This is a genomic window from Gordonia amicalis NBRC 100051 = JCM 11271 (assembly GCF_000332995.1).
Lineage (GTDB): Bacteria > Actinomycetota > Actinomycetes > Mycobacteriales > Mycobacteriaceae > Gordonia > Gordonia amicalis.
In genome coordinates this window covers 22,450-41,085 of the sequence record NZ_BANS01000026.1, presented here as the reverse complement: position 1 = coordinate 41,085, position 18,636 = coordinate 22,450, and the positions used below count along the sequence as shown (strand labels likewise).

Here is an 18,636-nt window from a genome sequence, read left to right as displayed (position 1 = left end):
GATTTCCGCTCACGGACGTCCTCGGTTCCACAACTGAAACTCCCTCATCCACTGCCCGACATCTTTAGGAGACCTCATGCGCGATGCAGTGATCGTCGACGCCGTTCGCGCCCCGATCGGACGCCGCCGCGGAGCCCTGTCCGGAATACATCCGGCCGACCTGTCCGCCCACGTCCTCGAGGCTCTCGTCGAGCGGACCGGCGTCGATCCCGCGATCGTCGACGACGTCGTGTGGGGTTGTGTCAGCCAGTCGTCGGAGCAGGCCGGCAACATCGCCCGCACCGCGATCCTCGCGGCCGGGTGGCCGGAGTCCGTACCCGGCACCACCGTCACCCGCGCCTGCGGGTCGAGCCAGCAGGCCGTCAGCATGGCTGCCGCCGCGGTCATCTCGGGCCAGCAGGATGTCGTCATCGCCGGTGGTGTGGAGTCGATGAGCCGGGTCGCGATGGGCAGCTCGGCCCCCAACGGCGAACACCAGCCCGCCACCGTCCTCGACCGCTACGGCATCGACAAGTTCAGCCAGGGTCTCGGCGCGGAGACGATCGCCGCGAAGTGGGGATTCGACCGCACGCGCGTCGACGAATATTCTCTGCGCTCACACGAACTCGCGGCCGCCGCCGTCGACCGCGGTGCGTTCGACGGTCAGCTGGCTCCCATCTCCGGTGTGCTCGAAGGTGACGAGGGCATCCGCCGCGGGGGCACCCTGGAGTCGCTCGGCAAGCTCAAGCCCGCGTTCGCCGAGGACGGCGTCATCCACGCCGGCAACTCCTCGCAGATCTCCGACGGCTCGGGTGCACTCCTGATCATGTCGTCGGAAACGGCGAAATCGCATGGCCTGAACCCGATCGCGCGCATCCACACCGCGGTGGTCGCGGCCGACGACCCGGTCGTCATGCTGACCGGCCCGATCCCGTCGACCGCCAAGGCGCTCAAGCGTTCCGGTCTGTCGATCGACGACATCGGCGCCTTCGAGATCAACGAGGCCTTCGCGCCCGTGCCGCTGGCCTGGCAGGCCGAGACCGGCGCGGACATCGAACGGCTCAACCCGCTCGGCGGCGCGATCGCCGTCGGCCACCCGCTCGGCGGTTCGGGCGCGATCCTGATGACCCGCCTCGTGCACCACATGCGCGACAACGGGATCCGCTACGGCCTGCAGTCGATGTGTGAGGCCGGCGGCATGGCCAACACCACCATCCTGGAACTCCTCTGATCCCGACCTCACCCGACGCCAGACAGCATTGAAAGGCACATCAGCACAATGGAACTCAAGGGACTCTCCGTCGCGATCACCGGTGGCGCCTCCGGCCTGGGGCTCGCCACCGCCAAGCGCGTCATCGACGCCGGCGGCCTGGTCACCCTGATCGATCTGCCCACCTCCGACGGACAGGCCGTCGCCGACGGCCTGGGTTCGGCGGCGAACTTCGCCGCCGCCGACATCACCGATGCCGAACAGTTCGCGGCCGCTCTCGATGTCGCCGACGAGCGCGGCGGCCTGCGCGGACTCGTGCACTGCGCCGGCGCGGGCCGGCGCATGCGGATCCTCGACAAGGACGGCAAGGCCGGGTCGGCGGAGGACTTCGAGTTCGTCATCAAGCTGAACCTCGTCGGGTCGTTCCACGCATTGTCGCTGGGTGCCGAGCGCATCGCGCGCCTCGAACCCATCGACGGCGAGCGTGGCGCCATCATCATGACGGCCTCCGTCGCGGCCTTCGAGGGGCAGATCGGCCAGATCAACTACTCGGCCTCCAAGGCGGGCATCGTCGGCATGACCCTCGTGGCCGCACGCGACCTGGCCAGCAAGCTGATCCGCGTCAACACCATCGCGCCCGGCACCATGGACACCCCGCTGCTCGCTCGCCTGCGCGATGACGTGCGGGCCTCGCTCGCGGCCAGCATCCCCAACCCGTCGCGCCTCGGTCGTCCCGACGAGTTCGGACAGCTCGCGGCGAACATCCTGGAGAACGCCTACCTCAACGGCGAGACCATCCGCCTCGACGGTGCGATCCGCATGGCACCGCGATGAGCGGCGTGTCGCCGACGACGCTCACTTATCCGGACACGAGCATGGCGGTGCTGCCGGCAAGTATGGCAGCGCTGTACGGCGACCGCGCGGCGGTCGTCGACGGAGACACGACGCTGACCTACGCCGAACTCGACGCGCGCTCGGCGGCGGTGGCGTCGGCCCTTCGGTCGGCGGGCGTCGCCGAACGCGACGTGGTGCTGATCTATCTCACCAACAGCATCGAATTCGTTGTCGCCTACTACGGTTCGCTGCGAGCCGGTGCCACCGTCACGCTCGTCAATCCGTTGCAGCCGGTGCCCGGCCTGCACCGGCAGATCGTCGAGACCGGCGCGGTGGCGGCCTTCACGCAGGTCGAGCAGTCCGGTCGACTGCTGTCGGCGGCCGTCGATTCATCGTTGACCACCGTGGTGGTCGTGGACGGGTCCGTCGAGGATGCGGTTGGCGTGCGGGCGATCTCGTTCGAGGAGTTCACCGCCGGGCACTCGGAAGCCCCCGCCGTCTCCGTGTCCTCCGACGACGTCGCACATGTGGCGTTCACCGGTGGGACGACGGGCGTTTCGAAGGGCGTTCGGGTGCTGCACCGCAACGTCCTGGGCAACGTCACGCAGATGATCGGTTGGCGTGCGGGGCACGCGGTCGAGGTCGGCGACGACGGTCTGCTGCGGTTGACACCGCGCGAGGGTTCCGACCGTGGAGTGGTTCCGGGCGATGCCGCGACCGTCGTCGTGTCGCCGCTGTTCCACGCGCACGCGCTGATCAACATGTCGTTCCTGTTGCTCTGCGGCGCAACCCATGTGTTCGCCGGACGGTTCGAACCCGGACGGATGCTCGCCCTGATCGAGCGGTACCGGGCGTCGTATGTGACCGGCAGCCCGGCGATGTGGCATGCGCTGGCAGTCCACCCCGACGTCGAGTCGCGTGACCTGACGTCGGTGCGGGTGGTCTCGTCGGGCGCCGCTCCGATCGATCTCGTGACGCTCGGAGAACTCGAGAAGGCTTTCCCCGCAGCGGCGATCGTCGAAGGCTACGGACTCACCGAGGCGACTTGCCTGGTGTCCTCGGCACCGCTCACGGCCGAGGGCCAGTACCGGCTCGGCAGCGTCGGACTGCCGGCCTTCGACACCGAGGTCGAGATCCGCGCCGCCGGTGACCCGGCCGTCGTCCTGCCGGCGGGGGAGAGGGGACAGCTCTGGGTTCGCGGGCCGCAGGTCACCGACGGTTACCTCGGTCATCCCGACCAGACCGCGGAACAGTTCGTCGACGGGTGGCTCGACACCGGCGACATCGCCTACCGCGACGCCGACGGCTACATCTACATCTGCGACCGCGCCAAGGACATGCTGATCTACAAGGGCTACAACGTGTATCCGCGGGAGCTCGAGGAGATCCTGGTGACCCACACCGATGTCGCGGCCGCCGCGGTGGTCGGTCGTGAGGCCGGGCCCGTCGGCCAGGAGCCGGTGGCGTTCCTCGTCGCCAAGGCCGGTCACGACATCGACGAGGACGCGGTCGCCGCGTTCGTCGCCGAACAGGTGTTGCCCTACAAGAAGATCCGCGACGTCTTCGTCGTCGACGAGTTGCCGACCTCGGCGGCCGGGAAGATCCAGAAGGTCGCCCTGCGGGAGCGTCTGACACACTCCTGACCTGCTCCGAAGAAGGGCCCGTCCCCACCGAGGTGAGGACGGGCCCTTGTCGTCGTGAGCTCAGCGCTGGGCGTTCTTGGCGCCCTGCTTGTAGAGGTTGCGGCCGATGATGAGGCGCTGGATCTCGCTGGTGCCCTCGTACAGTCGGAGCAGACGGACCTCGCGGTAGATGCGTTCCACCGGGACGTCGCGCATGTAGCCGCTGCCGCCGTGGATCTGGACGGCGAGGTCGGCGACCTTGCCCACCATCTCGGTGCAGTAGAGCTTCGCAGCCGAGGGCGCGAGACGACGGTCGGTGTTGTCGACCCAGGCACGGGCGGCGTCGCGGACCAGGGCGCGTCCGGCCATCACGCCCGTCTGCTGATCGGCGAGCATGGCCTGCACCAATTGGAACTCACCGATCGGTTCACCACCCTGCGTGGAGGTGGCCGCCCAGGCGATCGACTCGTCGAGTGCGCGCTGAGCGGTACCGACCGACAGTGCGGCGATGTGCACGCGACCGCGGGCGAGGGACATCATCGCGGCCTTGTAACCGACGTCTTCGCTACCGCCGACGAGGGCCGAGTTCGGGACGCGAACGCCGTCGAAGTGCACATCGGCGGTCCAGGCGCCCTCCTGACCCACCTTGCGGTCCTTCGCACCGACGGTCAGACCGGCGGAGTCGGCCGGGACGAGGAACACCGCGATGCCGGTGCCGTTCTCGTCGGCCGGGCGGGTGCGCGCGAACACCACGAACAGGTCGGCCAGCGGAGCATTGGTGATGAAGCGCTTCTCGCCGCTGATGACCCAGTCGTCGCCGTCGCGGACGGCCTTGGTGCGCAGGCCGGCGGGATCCGACCCGGCGCCCGGTTCGGTCAGCGCGAACGACGCGACGACCTCACCGGAGGCGATCTTCTCCAGCCAGGCAGCCTTCTGCTCGTCGGTGCCGAAGTTCACCAGCACCTGACCGGCGATGCCGTTGTTGGTGCCGAACATCGACCGCAGCGCGAGGGAGGTGTAACCGAGTTCCATCGCCAGTTCGACGTCCTGGGTCAGGTCGAGTCCGAGTCCGCCCCACTCCTGGGGGATCGCGTATCCGAAAAGACCCATGTCCTTGGCGGTTTGGCGGATGTCCTCGGGAATCGCGTCGGTGTCCAGGATCTCCTGCTCGCGCGGTACGACGACCTCCCGAACGAACTCTCGGGTCGCCGCCAGGATGTCGGCGAAGTCTTCCGCGCTCACCTGGGAGGTCGCGGTTGCTGGTTGCATCACTCCGGTCATGCTGCCACTCTTGCGCGTCCACGGTGAGGGGTCCAATACGAAAGCGGGATCGCTCCGATAGCCGTTGCGTATGAAACGGAGGCGTTCGGCGCCGGAAATGCGGGTTAGATTACTGCCATAACCCGGCGCCTCACGCCGTCGGCGTTTGCACCAGAACCCCATGGGAAGGACCGAAGATGTCATCCACCACCGCCCAGCCGCTGCTCGAGGGGCGCACCGCCGTCGTGACCGGCGGTGCCCAGGGCATCGGCTTCGAGATCGCCCGGTCCTTCGTGGACGCGGGCGCCAAGGTGGTCCTGGGTGACCTCAACCTCGACGCCGCCCAGGCGGCCGCCGAGAAGCTCGGTGGTCGCGACGTCGCCCGTGCGGTGAAGTGCAACGTGGTGAACGGCGACGAGGTCGACGCTCTGCTCGCCGAGGCGGTCGACGGCTTCGGTTCGCTCGACGTCCTGGTCAACAACGCCGGAATCACCCGCGACGCCACGATGCGCACCATGACCGAAGAGGACTTCGACCTGGTGATCTCGGTGCACCTCAAGGGCACCTGGAACGGCACCCGCAAGGCAGCCGCGATCATGCGCGAGGCCAAGCGCGGTGCGATCGTGAACATCTCCTCGCTGTCGGGCAAGGTCGGCATGGTCGGCCAGACCAACTACTCCGCCGCGAAGGCCGGCATCGTCGGCATGACGAAGGCCGCCGCCAAGGAGATGGCGCACCACGGCGTGCGGGTCAACGCGATCCAGCCCGGCCTGATCCGCTCGGCGATGACCGAGGCGATGCCGCAGAAGGCCTGGGATCAGAAGATGTCGGAGATCCCCATGCACCGTGCCGGTGAGGTCGGCGAGGTCGCGAGCGTCGCCCTGTTCCTCGCCTCGGACATGTCGTCGTACATGACCGGCACCGTGCTCGAGGTGACCGGCGGCCGCTTCATGTGAGAGCTGTTCTCACCCACACTCTTCCACCCGAGATTCTGCGAAAGGTCAACCATGCGAGACGTCGTCATCTGTGAGCCGGTACGTACCCCGATCGGCCGGTACGGCGGGATGTTCAAGAGCCTCACGGCGGTCGACCTGGGCGTGACCGCGCTCAAGGGTCTGCTCGAGCGCACCGGCCTGGACGCGGAGAAGGTCGAGGACGTGATCCTCGGGCACTGCAACGGCAACAGCGAGGCCCCGGCCATCGGCCGCGTCGTCGCCCTCGACGCCGGGCTCCCGATCACGGTGGGCGGCATGCACATCGATCGCCGATGTGGCTCGGGCCTGCAGGCCGTCATCCAGGCCGCCTACCAGGTGTCCTCGGGCGACAACGACCTCGTCGTCGCCGGTGGCACCGAGTCGATGAGCAACGCCTCGTTCTACTCCGTCGACATGCGCTGGGGCGGCGCGCGTACCGGAATCGCCATGCACGACAGCCTCGTCCGCGCTCGCTCGACCGCGGGTGGTAAGCACTACCCGGTGCCCGGCGGGATGATCGAGACCGCCGAGAATCTCCGCAAGGAGTACGAGATCTCGCGCGCCGAGCAAGACGAGCTCGCGGTCGAATCCCACACGCGCGCAGTGCGTGCACAGAAGGACGGTGTGCTGGCCGAGGAGATCATCCCGGTCACCGTCCCGGGCCGTGCCGGCGATCAGATCATCGACACCGACGAGCATCCGCGCCCCGACGTCTCCGTCGAGTCCCTGGCCAAGCTGAAGCCGATCATGGGCAAGTCCGACCCCGAGGCCACCGTGACCGCGGGCAACGCCAGCGGCCAGAACGACGCGGCGTCGATGGCGATCGTGACGACCAGCGAGGTCGCCGAGAAGCTCGGCCTGCGTCCGCTCGTCAAGCTCGTCTCATGGGGTCTCGCGGGTGTGCCGCCGCGCACCATGGGCATCGGACCGGTGCCGGCCACCGAGAAGGCACTGGCCAAGACCGGTCTGACCCTGGCCGACATCGACCTCATCGAACTCAACGAGGCCTTCGCCGCCCAGGCGCTCGCCGTGACCCGTGAATGGGGTTTCGGCCGTTTCGGTTCCGGAGGCGACTTCGACCGCACCAACGTGCACGGTTCGGGCATCTCGCTGGGCCACCCGGTCGGCGCGACCGGTGGCCGCATGCTGGCCTCGCTGGCCCGTGAACTGCAGCGCCGGGAGGCCCGCTACGGTCTCGAGACGATGTGTATCGGCGGCGGTCAGGGACTGGCCGCGATCTTCGAGCGGGTCTCCTGAGCGACCTCGATACGCGGCGTCCTCGCTCCGCTCGGTCGACGCTACTCGGCCGGCGGGTGGGGGCGCCGCGCTGCGTTGCGGTTGAGGCTACTCGGCCGGCGGGGTGGGGCGCCGCGCTCCCTGATCCGAAGGAACGGGCACGGCACGCCACTGCTCCCTGAGGTGTGAGGAGCGATAGCGACGAGCCTCGAAGGGCCTGGTGAGTTGGTCTCGGCGCTACTCGGCCGGCGGATCGACCTGCGCGCGAACGAGTTCGACGAAGGCCTGACCCACGGGCGACAGGGACGCGGGGTCGAAGGCGATCGCGAACGGCCGGACGAAACGCGGTTCGGTCTCCCGGATGACGACGCGGTCCGCGGCCGTCTCGGCCATCGAACGTTCCAGCAGGGTGCCGCCGATACCGGCCAGCACCATCGGGAGTCGTTCCTCCCGATGCTCGGAGAGCACGGCGAGTGGTGGCCGGACCCCGCCGACGCGGATGGCCTCCTCGAGTTCGTCGGCCACCGAGTGCCCGCGCGGGACGAACACCATCGGCACCGCGGGGAGATTTCCCAGTGGGATCGGTCCGTCGGGAACCACGGCGTCCTCGGGATAGACGAGGACGTACTCCTGCTCACCGAGAACGATGACCTCGAGCGCGTCGCCGGCGATGGGCAGGTGGGCGACGGCGAATTCGCAGTGACCGTCCTCGATGGACGACGCCGCCCGCGTCTCATCGCGTAATTCGCCGAGCCGCACCGACACTCGCGGATAGGCGGCGCGGAAGCGGGCGATGAGGTCGACGACCGGACCGACCGCCGTCGCCGGTGAGGCGAGCAGGTCGAGATGACCGGTGAGTTCATCCTCCTCGGCCGCGAGGAGATCGCCCACGGCGTCGACGTCGCGGATGATCTGGCGCGCCGGACCGACCATCGTGCGGCCGGCCGCCGACGGGACCATGCCACGACCGATGCGGTGGAACAGCTGCACGCCGAGTTCGCGTTCGAGGGCGCGCAATGCCTGCGAGACCGTCGGCTGCGCGACGCCCAGCGCGGTGGCGGCACCGCCGATGCCCTGGTTCTCGACCACGGCGAGGAAGTATTCGACCTGGCGTAATTCCATGGTGGCCTACCAGTCCCGGGTCTCGGTCGGCTCCGGGCTCAGGCCGGAGTGGGCCCGGGCCGCGGAGATGAAGGCGAGGGCCGCCGGCGAGAGGAGTCCCGAGCGCAGGACGAGTCCCCACGGCCGTGTCAGCGGCGGATCGAGCGCGAGCTGCCGGACACCGGCGAGCTGTTTGTCGGCGACGATGCGCGGCACAACCGTTGCGGCCGTGCCGCGTTCGACGAGATTCCAGATCGCCGCCGGCAGCGGACAGTCGACGACGACGTTGCGCGCGGCGTCGTCGATGAGGTCGGCGAACAGGGTCGCGGTGTGCTGGTCGCTGTGGTCGATGACCAGCGGCACCGAGCGGATGGCACTGCGCGACACGGTGTCCGGGAGTCCTGCGGCCAGCGCGTCGGGTGCGGCCACCACCAGTTCCTGCTCCGTCATCGGGATGGCGGAGAACGTCGCGTGTTCGGCGGATGAGTCGATGACGCCGATCTCGGCAGCGCCGGATCGCAATGCGGAGAGCACACCCGCCGGACCGTCGGCGGCGAGGACTCGCACCGCGAGACTCGGGAAGCGCTCCCGGAACAGGCGGACGACGTCGACGAGGGGATCGATGCTGAATGCCGCATACGTCACCACGTCGACACGCCCGGCCTGCAGTTCGCGCACCGCGTCGACCTTCTGCTTCGCACGCTCGACGTCGGCGAGGATGCGCCTCGCCGCGTCGTCGAGCTTGCGTCCGGCCTCGGTGAGTTCGAGGCGCCGTCCGGTCCGGTCGAAAAGGGTCACACCCAGACGCTTCTCGAGCGTCCGGATGGCCTGCGACAACGAGGGCTGCGAGATGTAGAGCGACTGGGCGGCCTTCGTGATCCCACCGTGGTCGACGACTGCGACGAAGTAGGTCACGAGGTGCAGGTCCACCTCAGTCACTCTAGTGATCGGCCTTTCCCGCGATCAGCGGCCCTTCCACTGTGATGATCAGCGGCCCCGCCACTGGGGTGCGCGCTTCTCGGCGAACGCCTTGGCACCCTCCTGTGCGTCCTCGGACGTGAAGACCGGGGTGAGGTACTCCCACTGCTTCTTGATCAGGTCGGTGTCGGTGTACTTGATGGCCATCGAGGTGACCTGCTTGGTTGCACGCACCGCAAGCGGTCCGTTGGCGGCGATCTTCGCGGCGAGTTCGCGCGCACCGTCGAGGGCCTCGCCGGGCTTGGTGACCTTGTTGACCAGTCCGAAATGGTGGGCGCGCTCGGCGGTGAGCGGGTCACCGGTCAGGGCGAGCTCCATCGCGACCTGGTACGGGAGGATCTTGGGCAGGCGCAGGAGGCCGCCGGCGGCTGCGGCGAGACCGCGCTTGACCTCCGGGATGCCGAACTTGGAGTTCTCGGCGGCGACGACGAGGTCGGCGGACAGCGCGAGCTCGCAACCACCGGCGAGGGCCCAGCCCTCGACCGCGGCGATCAGCGGCTTGCTCGGCGGGGCCTCGGTGAGGCCACCGAATCCGCGGCCCTTCAGCGAGACCTGCTCGCCGCGCGTGAACGCCTTGAGGTCCATGCCCGCGCAGAACGTACCGCCGGCGCCGGTGAGGATGCCGATGGTGAGGTCGTCGCGCGACTCGAGTTCGTCGATGGCCGCGGCGATGCCCTCGGACACCTCGAGGTTGACGGCGTTCTTCGCCTCGGGACGGTTGATCGTGATGACGGCGACGCCGTCGGCGAACTCGGTGAGCACGGCGCTCATTGGGGATTCTCCTCTGTGTAGTGAATTGCGGAAGGCGAACTGCTCGTGTGGTCTTCGGACACCGTCGCCAGCGACCACCGGACGGGCTCGATCGCGTCGTCGGCGAGGTCGGCCTCGGTCGGGGCGGGCGTCGATGACAGGATTCCACGCTCACTCAGGACCAGCAGGTGAGCGTCGGTCTCGCGCAGCGCGAGGCGTTTCATCGTGAGGTTGAGGTCGCTGAACGGCCGGGACCAGCGGACGGCCTGGGTGATCTCCCACGCGGTGGACTCGGGACGCGCGGCGACCGCCTCGGTGATCTCGGTGAGCCGTTCCTCGTGATGAGACAGCAACCCGGTGACCCGGGCACCCAGACCGCGGAACCGGTATTCGTGGGAGGGCAGGGCCTCGTGGTCTCGCATCCGCTCGGTGTTCGCCAGGGAGACGAGGTAGTCCGCGAGTGGGCTCTGGGTCTGCATCGGGCTGGTCGAGACGTTGGGGCTGATCCGCGGCAGCAGGTGGTCGCCGGTGAAGATGACTCCCGCGTCGTCGTCGGCGAAACAGAGGTGGCCCGGGGTGTGACCGGGCGTCCAGATGGCGCGCAGGTTCCAGCCGGGGATGTCGAGGGGGGCGTCCGCGGTCAGCTCTCGGTCGACGGTCCGGCCGTCGGGTAGCCGGACGAAGTCGACGAGTCCGAGTCCGGCGACGTCGGCCGGGGCACCCAGCACGCGCAACTCCCACCGGGCCTCGTCGAGCTGACGTTCGACCTCGTCGTCGGAGTGATAGCGCAGGTGGCAGGCATCGTCGCGGTGCATCAGCAGCTCGGCGTCGGTGTGCTCGAGCAGCCTCGGGACGAGGCCGAAGTGGTCGGGATGGAAGTGCGTGATGGCCGCCGAGCGCACGTCGGTGACGTCGTGGCCGGTGCCCCGGATGCCGTCGACGAGCGCCTGCCACGACTCGTCCGACGGCCAGCCCACGTCGATGAGCGCGAGACCGCCGTCGGGCAGCGCGAGGGCGTAGACCAGGACGTACCGCAACGGGTTGGGACCCATCGGCACCGGGATCGACCACAGCCCCGGCCGCACTTCTTCGACCGGCGGGAGCACCTTGTCGGCCCAGGCCTGCTGCTGGAGCCGACCGGTCACCTCGATCGTGGTCATCCGACCTCCTGGGCTGTCATCGTCGCGGCGCACCCGATGGCTGTTGCGGTGCGTAACAGTCATCCGATCACGAGAGGCCGGTGACGCTCAAAGTGGGGGCGGCTCAGGCGCCGTGAGGAACTACCTATGGATCGAAGGTTTGCGCTGACGATGACCCACCCACCGCGACGCGACGATCGATCCCGACCCGCTCCAGGAACCCGGCATCGTGCGAGACGACGAGCAGCGCGCCATTCCACCTCTCGAGCGCGCCGACCAGCTGGGTGACCGTGTCGAGGTCAAGGTTGTTGGTCGGTTCGTCGAGGATCAGCAGCCTCGGGATCGGGTCCCCGAGCAGCGCGTCGGCGAGGCCGACGCGCAACCGCTCACCGCCGGAGAGCTCCTCGAGCGCACGGTCGGCGCGGGCGCCGCGGAACAGGAACCGCGCCAGATGCGAACGCACCTCCTGAGTGCCGTTGTCCGGGTGATGCGCGGACACCAGGCCGGCGACCGACAGCGACGGGTCGTCGAAGACGATCTGCTGCGGCACATACGCATACGGCACCGCGATGGCCTCGCGTGCGATGAGGTCCGCGATCAGCGTCGACTTCCCGCATCCGTTGGGCCCCACGAGCGCGATCCGTTCCGGACCATCGATCCGCAACCGATCATCGGTGACGACCTGGGTGCGTGGCGCCAGTTCGACCTCCGGCACCACGATCCCGGCGGTGCGATCGTCCCGGATCTCCTCGCGTGCCCCGTCCAGACGGGAAGCGGCCGCCGCGACGTCGTCACGATGGGTGTTGCGCAGCTTCCCGGCCGACACCTGGGCCTCGCTTCGGCGCTTGTGCGCGATGATCTTCGGCACCCGCTTCTCCCGTTCGGCGGTCGCCGCGGTGCGGGCGCGGCGATCGAGCTTGATCCGGGCGTCGACCAGCTCACGGCGCTGTCTTCGCAGATCGCCGGCCGCGTTGGCGACCGCGGCCTCGGCGGCCTCCTGCTCGGCGTCCACGATGTCGCGGTGGTGCGAGTACGGACCACCGAACACGCGGACCCGCCCCCGGTACAACTCGAGTGTCGCGTCGACGCGCTCGAGCAGTTCGAGATCGTGACTCACCACGACCACCGTGCCGGCGAAGGTGTCGATGGCATCGAAAAGCCTTGTTCGCGAGCCGGTGTCGAGGTTGTTCGTCGGTTCGTCGAGGAGCAGTACCGACGGTCGGCGCATGAGCGCGGCGACGATCGACAACAGCGTCGCCTCGCCACCGGACAGGGCGCCGACCCGCCGATCGAGATCGGCGGGCAGACGCATCTGTTCGAGGAGTCCGATCGCCCGTTCGTCGACGTCCCAGTCGTCGCCGACGGCATCGAAGTCGGCGGGGTCGACAGACCCGCCCTCGATGCGACGGATCGCGTCGCGGATGCCGTCGATCCCGAGCGCTGCGGACACGGTCGATCCCGGGTCCGACTGCGGGTCCTGCGGAACGATCCCGACCTCCGGTGCGGGCCCGGTGCCGGCGATGCTGACACTGCCCGATGCCGGGCGCAGGCGCTGCGCGATCAAGCCGAGCAACGTCGATTTACCCGCACCGTTGGCGCCGATCAACGAATACGTCGACGCACCCAGCGTGAGGTTGAGGTGATCGAAGACGACGGTGCCGTCGGGCCAGCTGAACGAGACGTCGGACAACACGATCGACGATCCCGGAGAAGACGGGGACTGCGCAGAAGAGGGCAGGGCAGTGGACACGAGAACTCCTGAAGTGGTTCGGATTCACCGACGGGTGTCTCATCGACATCGCGCGTCGGCGGGGGCCACTTCAGTTCTTCATCGGGTGGGATCACTCCTCGTGTCGCCGGCAACTGCGGAATTCACCGTAGTAGATGTCCTCGGGTCTGCCAACGCGTTTTCTCCCGGTCTCATTCCGGTGCGATGAACCCGGACCTCCGGCACCGCTACGGTTGAGGGCATGTCCTTCATTCGCACCTCGGTGTCCAACGGCGTCGGTGAGATCGTCCTCGACCGGCCGAAAGCCCTGAACGCGCTGGACCAGACCATGATCGACGACATGTACGCCACGCTCGGCGAGTGGGGTGACGACGACTCGATCGAGACGGTGCTCGTCACCTCGGCCGGCGACCGCGCGTTCTGCGCGGGCGGTGACATCCGTGCGATACGCGATTATTCGCTCGACGGGGACACCACGGCGATCACGCGCTACTTCAACAGCGAGTACCGCCTCGACCAGATGGTCGCCGACTACCCCAAGCCCTATGTCAGCCTGATCGACGGCGCGGCCATGGGCGGCGGCCTCGGCATCAGCGTCCACGGCGAGATCCGGGTGGTGACCGAGAAGGCGATGATCGCGATGCCCGAGACCGCGATCGGATTCTTCCCCGACATCGGCTCCACCTACTTCCTCCCGCGGTTGCCCGAGGGCGTCGGCATGTGGCTGGGCCTCACCGGGGCCCGTATCCGCGGGATCGACGCGGTGGCCGTCGGCCTGGCAACGCATTTCGTCGCGTCGGCCGATCTGGCCGGAGTCGCCGAATCGATCCGTTCCGGCGATCCCCTTGCCGATGCGCTGGCGTCGTCGGGGACCACCGAGACCAGCGACGTCCCGCTGCGCAAGATCGGGGAGTACTTCGCCGACGACAACGTCAACGCGATCGTCGGCGGCCTGCGCGGTGCGATCGGCGACGACTGGGCCGCGGAGATGATCGGCCTGCTGGAGAAGGCCTCACCCACCAGCCTGTGGGTGACGGCCGCGATGATCAACGCCGGCGCGCAGTCGGGGATCGACGAGTGCTTCGACCGGGAACTGCATGCGGCGCAACAGATCACGGCGACCAACGACTTCCTCGAGGGAGTGCGCGCGGTGCTGGTGGACAAGGACCGCAACCCGTCTTTCGACCCCGCCGCCATCGACGACGTCGACCCGGCGGTGGTCGCGCGGATCGTGGGTGCGTGAGCCGAAACCCCTACGGAGTGACCTGGAACCGTCCGGACAGGACGACTGTCGACGGGGTGCCGGCGTCGGGTCTCCGGCTCGTCGACGACTCGTCGGTGTCGTAGGCGACGTCGTCGTCGGGCGCGAACGGATTGGCGTCGACGCGGGAGGCCTCCGGGCACGTGAACGAACCCGCGGCGAGTTTGCCCGACATCCCGCTGATGCTGAGCCGGCACGCCGAGGACTGGTGGTAGACACCGTCGACCGAGACCCCGATCTGGGCATTGATCGGTGTGGTCAGGGGGCCGGCGGTGGGGCGTGGTCCGCCACCGGCGGGCGGGACGGTGCCACCGGTCAATTCGCTGACGGGGAACTCGATCTGGGCGCCGTCGGTCCCGGTTCCCTTGAACACGAACAACAGCGAATCCGGCGGGACATCGGGCCGCGCCGGACCCCACCGCGCGAACTCGTAGCAGGTGGTCGCTTCCTCGGAGGTCTCGCGGTTGCCGGCTGCCGGGAGACCGGCCGTCGTGGCTGCCTGTTCGGTGATCGCGATCCGGATGTCGCCGGAACGGAAGTCGAGGCCGTGGCCGCCGCGGTCGACATTGCCCTGTAGCGGTTTCTCGGCGCATTTCGCGGGATCGATCGGCCGTGCGGTCGGGGTGGGTGCGACGCTCGTCGACGTCGCGGCCGGCGGCAGACCGCCGGCGCAGCCCGAGATCAGGAGCGCCGTCGCGGACACCACGATCAGCGCCCCGACACCACGGGTGCGTACGAGGTGACGCCTCATCGGGTCAATCCACCGCGGCGACAAGGGGTTGCAGCGTCAGGTCGGGATGTTCCTTCTCGATGTACTGCAGGCGCCACTTGTCGCTGAAGAGCGCCAGGATCGCGCCGTCGGTGCGCGTGAACACCTCGACGCCGCGCTGGCGGTCGAGCTCGGGTGCACTCTCGGCGTCGGTGCGTCGGGCCAGCGTGTACCCGAGCGGCTCGATGATGGTGTCGACGTTGAACTCGGCCTTCATCCGCGCGGTCACGACCTCGAACTGCATGGGGCCCACCGCGGCGAGGACCGGCGACATGTCGCCGCGGGTGTCGTTGCGCAGCACCTGCACGACGCCCTCGCTGTCGAGTTGGTCCATCGCCTTGCGGAACTGCTTGTACTTGTCGGCCGTCGTCGCGCGCAGCGTCGAGAAGTGTTCGGGTGCGAACGAGGGGATCGGCGGGAACTGGACCCTCGGGCCGTCGAAGAGGGTGTCGCCTGGGGCCAGTGCGGTCGCGTTCACCAGTCCGACCACGTCGCCCGGATATGCGGTGTCGACCGTGGAGCGATCCCGGCCGAACACGGCCTGGGCGTACTTGGTGGCGAACGGTTTTCCGGTCTGCGCGTGCGTGACGACCATGCCGCGTTCGAACTCGCCGGACACGATCCGCATGTACGCCAACCGATCTCGGTGGCTCGAGTCCATGCCGGCCTGCACCTTGAAGACGACGGCGCTGAAGGGGTCGGTCACCGGGCGCTCGTTGCCCTCGATGTCGAGGCGACCGGCCGGCGGCGGAGCGAGCTCGACGAGCACCTCGAGCAGTTGCCGCACCCCGAAGTTCAGCATCGCCGAGGCGAAGATCATCGGCGAGGTCTGGCCGGCGAGGAACAGCTCCTGGTCGTGGTCCTGACCCATCTCGGAGAGCAGTTCGCTCTCCTCGACGGCGGCGGTCCATTCGTCGCCTTCGCGCGCCGCGGCGTCGTCGGCGCTCATGATCTCCTCGGGGGCGATCTTCGCCCCGCCGGCCGTGCGCGTGAAGTGCACATACTCGCCGGTGCGACGGTCGAGCAGACCGCGGAAGTCGCCGGCGATGCCGACCGGGAAGAACAGCGGGGTCGGGGTGAGGCCGATGCGCTCGGTGATCTCGTCGATCAGCTCCAGCGGGGTCTGGCCGGGACGGTCCCACTTGTTGATGACGGTGATCACCGGGATACCGCGGTGGCGACACACCTGGAAGAGCTTCAGGGTCTGCGGTTCGAGGCCCTTGGCGGCGTCGATGAGCATCACCGCCGCATCGACCGCCGTCAGCACGCGGTAGGTGTCCTCGGAGAAGTCGGCGTGACCGGGGGTGTCGACCAGGTTGATCACGCTCGGAATGTTCGCGTCGCTGTGCTCGGCGGCATAGTTGAACTGCAGCGCGGTGGAGCTGACCGAGATGCCACGGGCCTTCTCCATCTCCATCCAGTCGGAGACGGTGGACTTGCGTCCCGCCTTGCCGTGGATCGCACCCGCCTCGCTGATCATGCGCGCATGCAAGGCCAACGCCTCGGTCATCGTCGACTTGCCGGCGTCCGGATGGGAGATGATCGCGAAGGTACGTCGACGCTTGACCTCGGTTGCGACGTCAGAACTCACGAGATTCGAGGCTACTCGGCTGGTCGGGGGCCACCAAACTGGCGCCTCCGATGACGATGCGGCAGATGGTGCCGCTATCCGGGACTGGTTGCCGCAATCTCATATGCTGGGAACCCGGCGACGGGTTGGATGCGTCCAAGAGGCGTGCAGACACCATCCCGCCTTCGTCAACATGCGCTCGCTCGGGACGGGGTCGTGACATTCGCCGACGCCGTGGAGTTCGGGCTGACCAAGTCGGGGGTCCATAGGCGAGTCGGGTCCGGTCTGTGGACGCCGCAATCGCGAGGGGTGTACACCCTGGCCGATCATCCGGTGACGCCGCGGACCCGCGCCCGGCTCGCAGTCGCTGCAGTCGGCATCGACGCCGCTCTGTCCGGGCTCGGGGCTGCGTGGTGGCACGGAATCGTCGACGACCCGCCGAAGAAGTTCACGGTGACCGCGCCACGATCCCGGCACGGATCGCCGGTCGACGGGGTGCGGGTGCGGTACCGGCCGCTCGTAGACGCCGAGACGGTCACCCGCGACCATCTACTCGTCACTTCGTTGCCGCTGTCTGTGCTGGAGGCTTCCGTCGAGAGCGACAGCAGTGTCCTCGACGCCGCGCTGTTGCTCCGCCGCGTGTCGATGGAACAGCTGCGGACCGCAGCGGCGCGACGGCGGGGGAAGGCGGACTCTGCCGAGATCGCGCCGTTGATGGCGGGGGTCGAGACAGGAGCCCGGTCCGCGGCCGAACGACTGGCCGTCGATCTTCTCCGCGACGGCGGGGTGGAGGGCTGGGTCTGCAATCACCCGGTCGGCGGCTACTTCGTCGATGTGGCGTTCCCGGACAGGATGCTCGCCGTCGAGATCGACGGCATGGCATTCCATCGCGATGCCGAGACCTTCCAGCGCGACCGGCGTCGTCGCAACGACCTCATCGCGCTGGGCTGGACGGTCCTCAACTACACCTGGGCGGATCTCACGGAACGTCCGGGGTACGTCGTCGAACGCGTACGTCAGGCGCTCGCTGCCTGAGAACAGATGCGGCAGTTGGTTCCGGAATCCGGGACCAACTGCCGCATCTGGAAGAGGGGCGACCTACTCGAACGGCACCGGCGGAAGCTTGACGACCTGCGAGGCGTACGAGAGTCCGGCACCGTAGCCGAGGAGGAGGGCGGTCTGGCCCGGCTGCGCCTTGCCGGTGGAGAGGAGGTCTTCCATGGCGAGCGGGATCGAGGCGGCGGAGGTGTTGCCGGTGTACTCGATGTCGTTGGCGACGACGGCGTCCTCGCGCAGCTTGAGGTTCTTGGCAAGCAGCTCGTTGATGCGTGCGTTGGCCTGGTGCGGGACGAAGACGTCGAGGTCCTCGGAGCCGATCTTCGCGGCCTCGAGGGCGCGGACGGCGACCTTGCCCATCTCGAAGGCGGCCCAGCGGAACACCGCGGTGCCCTCCATGCGGAGGTAGGGGCGCTGGACGCGGTCACCGTCGAGGAAGGTCACCCAGTCGAAGTCCTGGCGGATGGCGTTGAACTGCGAGCCGTCCGAACCCCAGACGACCGGTCCGAGTTCCTGTTCCTCGGTCGGGCCGACGACCACGGCGCCGGCGCCGTCGCCGAAGATGAAGCAGTTGGTGCGGTCGGTCATGTCCAGGGCGATCGACAGCTGCTCGGCGCCGATGACCAGCACGTTGGTGGCGCTGCCGCCGCGGATCATGTCCGACGCGAGGGCCATGCCGTAGCCGAAGCCGGCACAGCCGACGGTGACGTCGAAGGCGGGGACGCCGTTGCAGCCGAGTTCGGTGGCGACCTTGGTTGCCCCGGCCGGGGTCAGGAGCAGATGCGTGTTGGTGGCGAGGATGACGGCGTCGATGTCGGAGCCGTGCAGGAGGGCGTTCGCGATCGCCTTGCGTCCGGCGTTGACGGACATCTCCATGACGCTCTCGTCGCGGCGGGCGAAGCGGCGGGTCTTGATGCCGGTACGGGTGTAGATCCACTCGTCGGAGGAGTCGATGTGCTCGCAGATCTCGTCGTTGGTGACCACACGCTCGGGGCGATAGGCGCCGATACCGAGCATGCCGATGTTGTTGATCCCTGAGGTGTCCGCGATGACTGCCATGGTCTTCCTTCCGAATATGTGACCCGCCATACGACGGTACTCACCGGGTCACTTACTGGGAAGTACCACCTCCCCTTCGCACATCGTTACCGGCCGATTCCGATCTCCA

16 protein-coding genes are annotated in these 18,636 nt (G+C 68.4%); 7 read left to right on the top strand and 9 right to left on the bottom strand.

Annotated elements, in window-relative coordinates; all coding sequences use genetic code 11:
* Positions 1-76 precede the first annotated feature (76 nt).
* Genes GOAMI_RS13310 through GOAMI_RS13300 form a run of 3 tightly spaced genes read left to right on the top strand, consistent with a single transcriptional unit; the run spans position 77 to position 3,666 of the window.
* Positions 77-1,210 (top strand): thiolase family protein, encoded by a 1,134-nt coding sequence (locus tag GOAMI_RS13310; protein ID WP_006437059.1) that lies wholly within the window; start codon positions 77-79, stop codon positions 1,208-1,210.
* Between the two features lie 48 nt (positions 1,211-1,258).
* On the top strand, positions 1,259-2,023 hold the full coding sequence (locus GOAMI_RS13305) for an SDR family NAD(P)-dependent oxidoreductase (RefSeq protein WP_006437058.1): 765 nt from the start codon (positions 1,259-1,261) through the stop codon (positions 2,021-2,023).
* A complete protein-coding gene (locus GOAMI_RS13300) occupies positions 2,020-3,666 on the top strand; it encodes a class I adenylate-forming enzyme family protein (protein ID WP_006437057.1) in 1,647 nt (548 codons plus the stop codon). Before GOAMI_RS13305 ends, GOAMI_RS13300 begins: the two co-directional genes overlap by 4 nt.
* 60 nt (positions 3,667-3,726) lie before the next feature.
* Here GOAMI_RS13300 and GOAMI_RS13295 read toward each other — a convergent pair whose 3' ends face one another.
* Entirely contained in the window at positions 3,727-4,926 is a 1,200-nt protein-coding gene (locus GOAMI_RS13295) for an acyl-CoA dehydrogenase family protein (RefSeq protein ID WP_006437056.1), read from the bottom strand.
* A 176-nt stretch (positions 4,927-5,102) separates the two neighbouring features.
* Between GOAMI_RS13295 and fabG the strand changes: the two genes are divergently transcribed.
* Entirely contained in the window at positions 5,103-5,861 is a 759-nt protein-coding gene (fabG, locus tag GOAMI_RS13290; protein ID WP_006437055.1) for a 3-oxoacyl-ACP reductase FabG, read from the top strand.
* 51 nt (positions 5,862-5,912) lie between these two features.
* Entirely contained in the window at positions 5,913-7,136 is a 1,224-nt protein-coding gene (locus GOAMI_RS13285; protein WP_006437054.1) for an acetyl-CoA C-acetyltransferase, read from the top strand.
* A gap of 216 nt (positions 7,137-7,352) precedes the next feature.
* Here GOAMI_RS13285 and GOAMI_RS13280 read toward each other — a convergent pair whose 3' ends face one another.
* The 5 genes from GOAMI_RS13280 to GOAMI_RS13260 all read right to left on the bottom strand — a co-directional run bounded on the left by GOAMI_RS13280 (position 7,353) and on the right by GOAMI_RS13260 (position 12,833).
* Positions 7,353-8,237 (bottom strand): LysR family transcriptional regulator, encoded by an 885-nt coding sequence (locus GOAMI_RS13280; RefSeq protein WP_006437053.1) that lies wholly within the window; start codon positions 8,235-8,237, stop codon positions 7,353-7,355.
* A 6-nt stretch (positions 8,238-8,243) separates the two neighbouring features.
* On the bottom strand, positions 8,244-9,146 hold the full coding sequence (locus tag GOAMI_RS13275; protein ID WP_040004820.1) for a LysR family transcriptional regulator: 903 nt from the start codon (positions 9,144-9,146) through the stop codon (positions 8,244-8,246).
* Positions 9,147-9,203: 57 nt separating this feature from the next.
* Entirely contained in the window at positions 9,204-9,965 is a 762-nt protein-coding gene (locus tag GOAMI_RS13270; protein WP_006437051.1) for a crotonase/enoyl-CoA hydratase family protein, read from the bottom strand.
* On the bottom strand, positions 9,962-11,104 hold the full coding sequence (locus tag GOAMI_RS13265) for an MBL fold metallo-hydrolase (protein ID WP_006437050.1): 1,143 nt from the start codon (positions 11,102-11,104) through the stop codon (positions 9,962-9,964). The genes GOAMI_RS13270 and GOAMI_RS13265 overlap by 4 nt, the downstream gene beginning before the upstream one ends.
* Before the next feature lie 124 nt (positions 11,105-11,228).
* The gene (locus GOAMI_RS13260) at positions 11,229-12,833 is read right to left on the bottom strand and encodes an ABC-F family ATP-binding cassette domain-containing protein (protein WP_006437049.1); all 1,605 of its coding nucleotides are present in this window, start codon (positions 12,831-12,833) and stop codon (positions 11,229-11,231) included.
* A 220-nt stretch (positions 12,834-13,053) separates the two neighbouring features.
* On the opposite strand from GOAMI_RS13260, the gene GOAMI_RS13255 reads away from it, so the two are divergent.
* Positions 13,054-14,055, top strand: a complete 1,002-nt coding sequence (locus tag GOAMI_RS13255; RefSeq protein ID WP_006437048.1) for an enoyl-CoA hydratase/isomerase family protein — start codon at positions 13,054-13,056, stop codon at positions 14,053-14,055.
* 10 nt (positions 14,056-14,065) lie between these two features.
* Here GOAMI_RS13255 and GOAMI_RS13250 read toward each other — a convergent pair whose 3' ends face one another.
* Both GOAMI_RS13250 and GOAMI_RS13245 read right to left on the bottom strand, forming a co-directional pair.
* Positions 14,066-14,824 (bottom strand): hypothetical protein, encoded by a 759-nt coding sequence (locus GOAMI_RS13250; protein WP_006437047.1) that lies wholly within the window; start codon positions 14,822-14,824, stop codon positions 14,066-14,068.
* A gap of 4 nt (positions 14,825-14,828) precedes the next feature.
* Positions 14,829-16,433 (bottom strand): peptide chain release factor 3, encoded by a 1,605-nt coding sequence (locus GOAMI_RS13245; RefSeq protein ID WP_006437046.1) that lies wholly within the window; start codon positions 16,431-16,433, stop codon positions 14,829-14,831.
* A gap of 144 nt (positions 16,434-16,577) precedes the next feature.
* Between GOAMI_RS13245 and GOAMI_RS13240 the strand changes: the two genes are divergently transcribed.
* Entirely contained in the window at positions 16,578-17,447 is an 870-nt protein-coding gene (locus GOAMI_RS13240) for a type IV toxin-antitoxin system AbiEi family antitoxin domain-containing protein (protein ID WP_040004819.1), read from the top strand.
* Between the two features lie 63 nt (positions 17,448-17,510).
* Here the strand turns inward: GOAMI_RS13240 and GOAMI_RS13235 are convergent, their stop codons facing one another.
* Positions 17,511-18,527 carry a beta-ketoacyl-ACP synthase III gene (locus tag GOAMI_RS13235; protein WP_006437044.1) on the bottom strand — a complete coding sequence of 339 codons (1,017 nt, stop codon included), beginning with the start codon at positions 18,525-18,527 and terminating at the stop codon, positions 17,511-17,513.
* Between the last annotated feature and the right edge of the window lie 109 nt (positions 18,528-18,636).

Excerpts from the sequence above, each read along its gene's own strand:
- GOAMI_RS13310 (WP_006437059.1), top strand. The coding sequence starts at position 77 with ATGCGCGATGCAGTGATCGTCGACGCCGTTCGCGCCCCGATCGGACGC.
- GOAMI_RS13305 (WP_006437058.1), top strand. The coding sequence starts at position 1,259 with ATGGAACTCAAGGGACTCTCCGTCGCGATCACCGGTGGCGCCTCCGGC.
- GOAMI_RS13300 (WP_006437057.1), top strand. The coding sequence starts at position 2,020 with ATGAGCGGCGTGTCGCCGACGACGCTCACTTATCCGGACACGAGCATG.
- GOAMI_RS13295 (WP_006437056.1), bottom strand. The coding sequence starts at position 4,926 with ATGACCGGAGTGATGCAACCAGCAACCGCGACCTCCCAGGTGAGCGCG.
- fabG (WP_006437055.1), top strand. The coding sequence starts at position 5,103 with ATGTCATCCACCACCGCCCAGCCGCTGCTCGAGGGGCGCACCGCCGTC.
- GOAMI_RS13285 (WP_006437054.1), top strand. The coding sequence starts at position 5,913 with ATGCGAGACGTCGTCATCTGTGAGCCGGTACGTACCCCGATCGGCCGG.
- GOAMI_RS13280 (WP_006437053.1), bottom strand. The coding sequence starts at position 8,237 with ATGGAATTACGCCAGGTCGAATACTTCCTCGCCGTGGTCGAGAACCAG.
- GOAMI_RS13270 (WP_006437051.1), bottom strand. The coding sequence starts at position 9,965 with ATGAGCGCCGTGCTCACCGAGTTCGCCGACGGCGTCGCCGTCATCACG.
- GOAMI_RS13265 (WP_006437050.1), bottom strand. The coding sequence starts at position 11,104 with ATGACCACGATCGAGGTGACCGGTCGGCTCCAGCAGCAGGCCTGGGCC.
- GOAMI_RS13255 (WP_006437048.1), top strand. The coding sequence starts at position 13,054 with ATGTCCTTCATTCGCACCTCGGTGTCCAACGGCGTCGGTGAGATCGTC.
- GOAMI_RS13250 (WP_006437047.1), bottom strand. The coding sequence starts at position 14,824 with ATGAGGCGTCACCTCGTACGCACCCGTGGTGTCGGGGCGCTGATCGTG.
- GOAMI_RS13235 (WP_006437044.1), bottom strand. The coding sequence starts at position 18,527 with ATGGCAGTCATCGCGGACACCTCAGGGATCAACAACATCGGCATGCTC.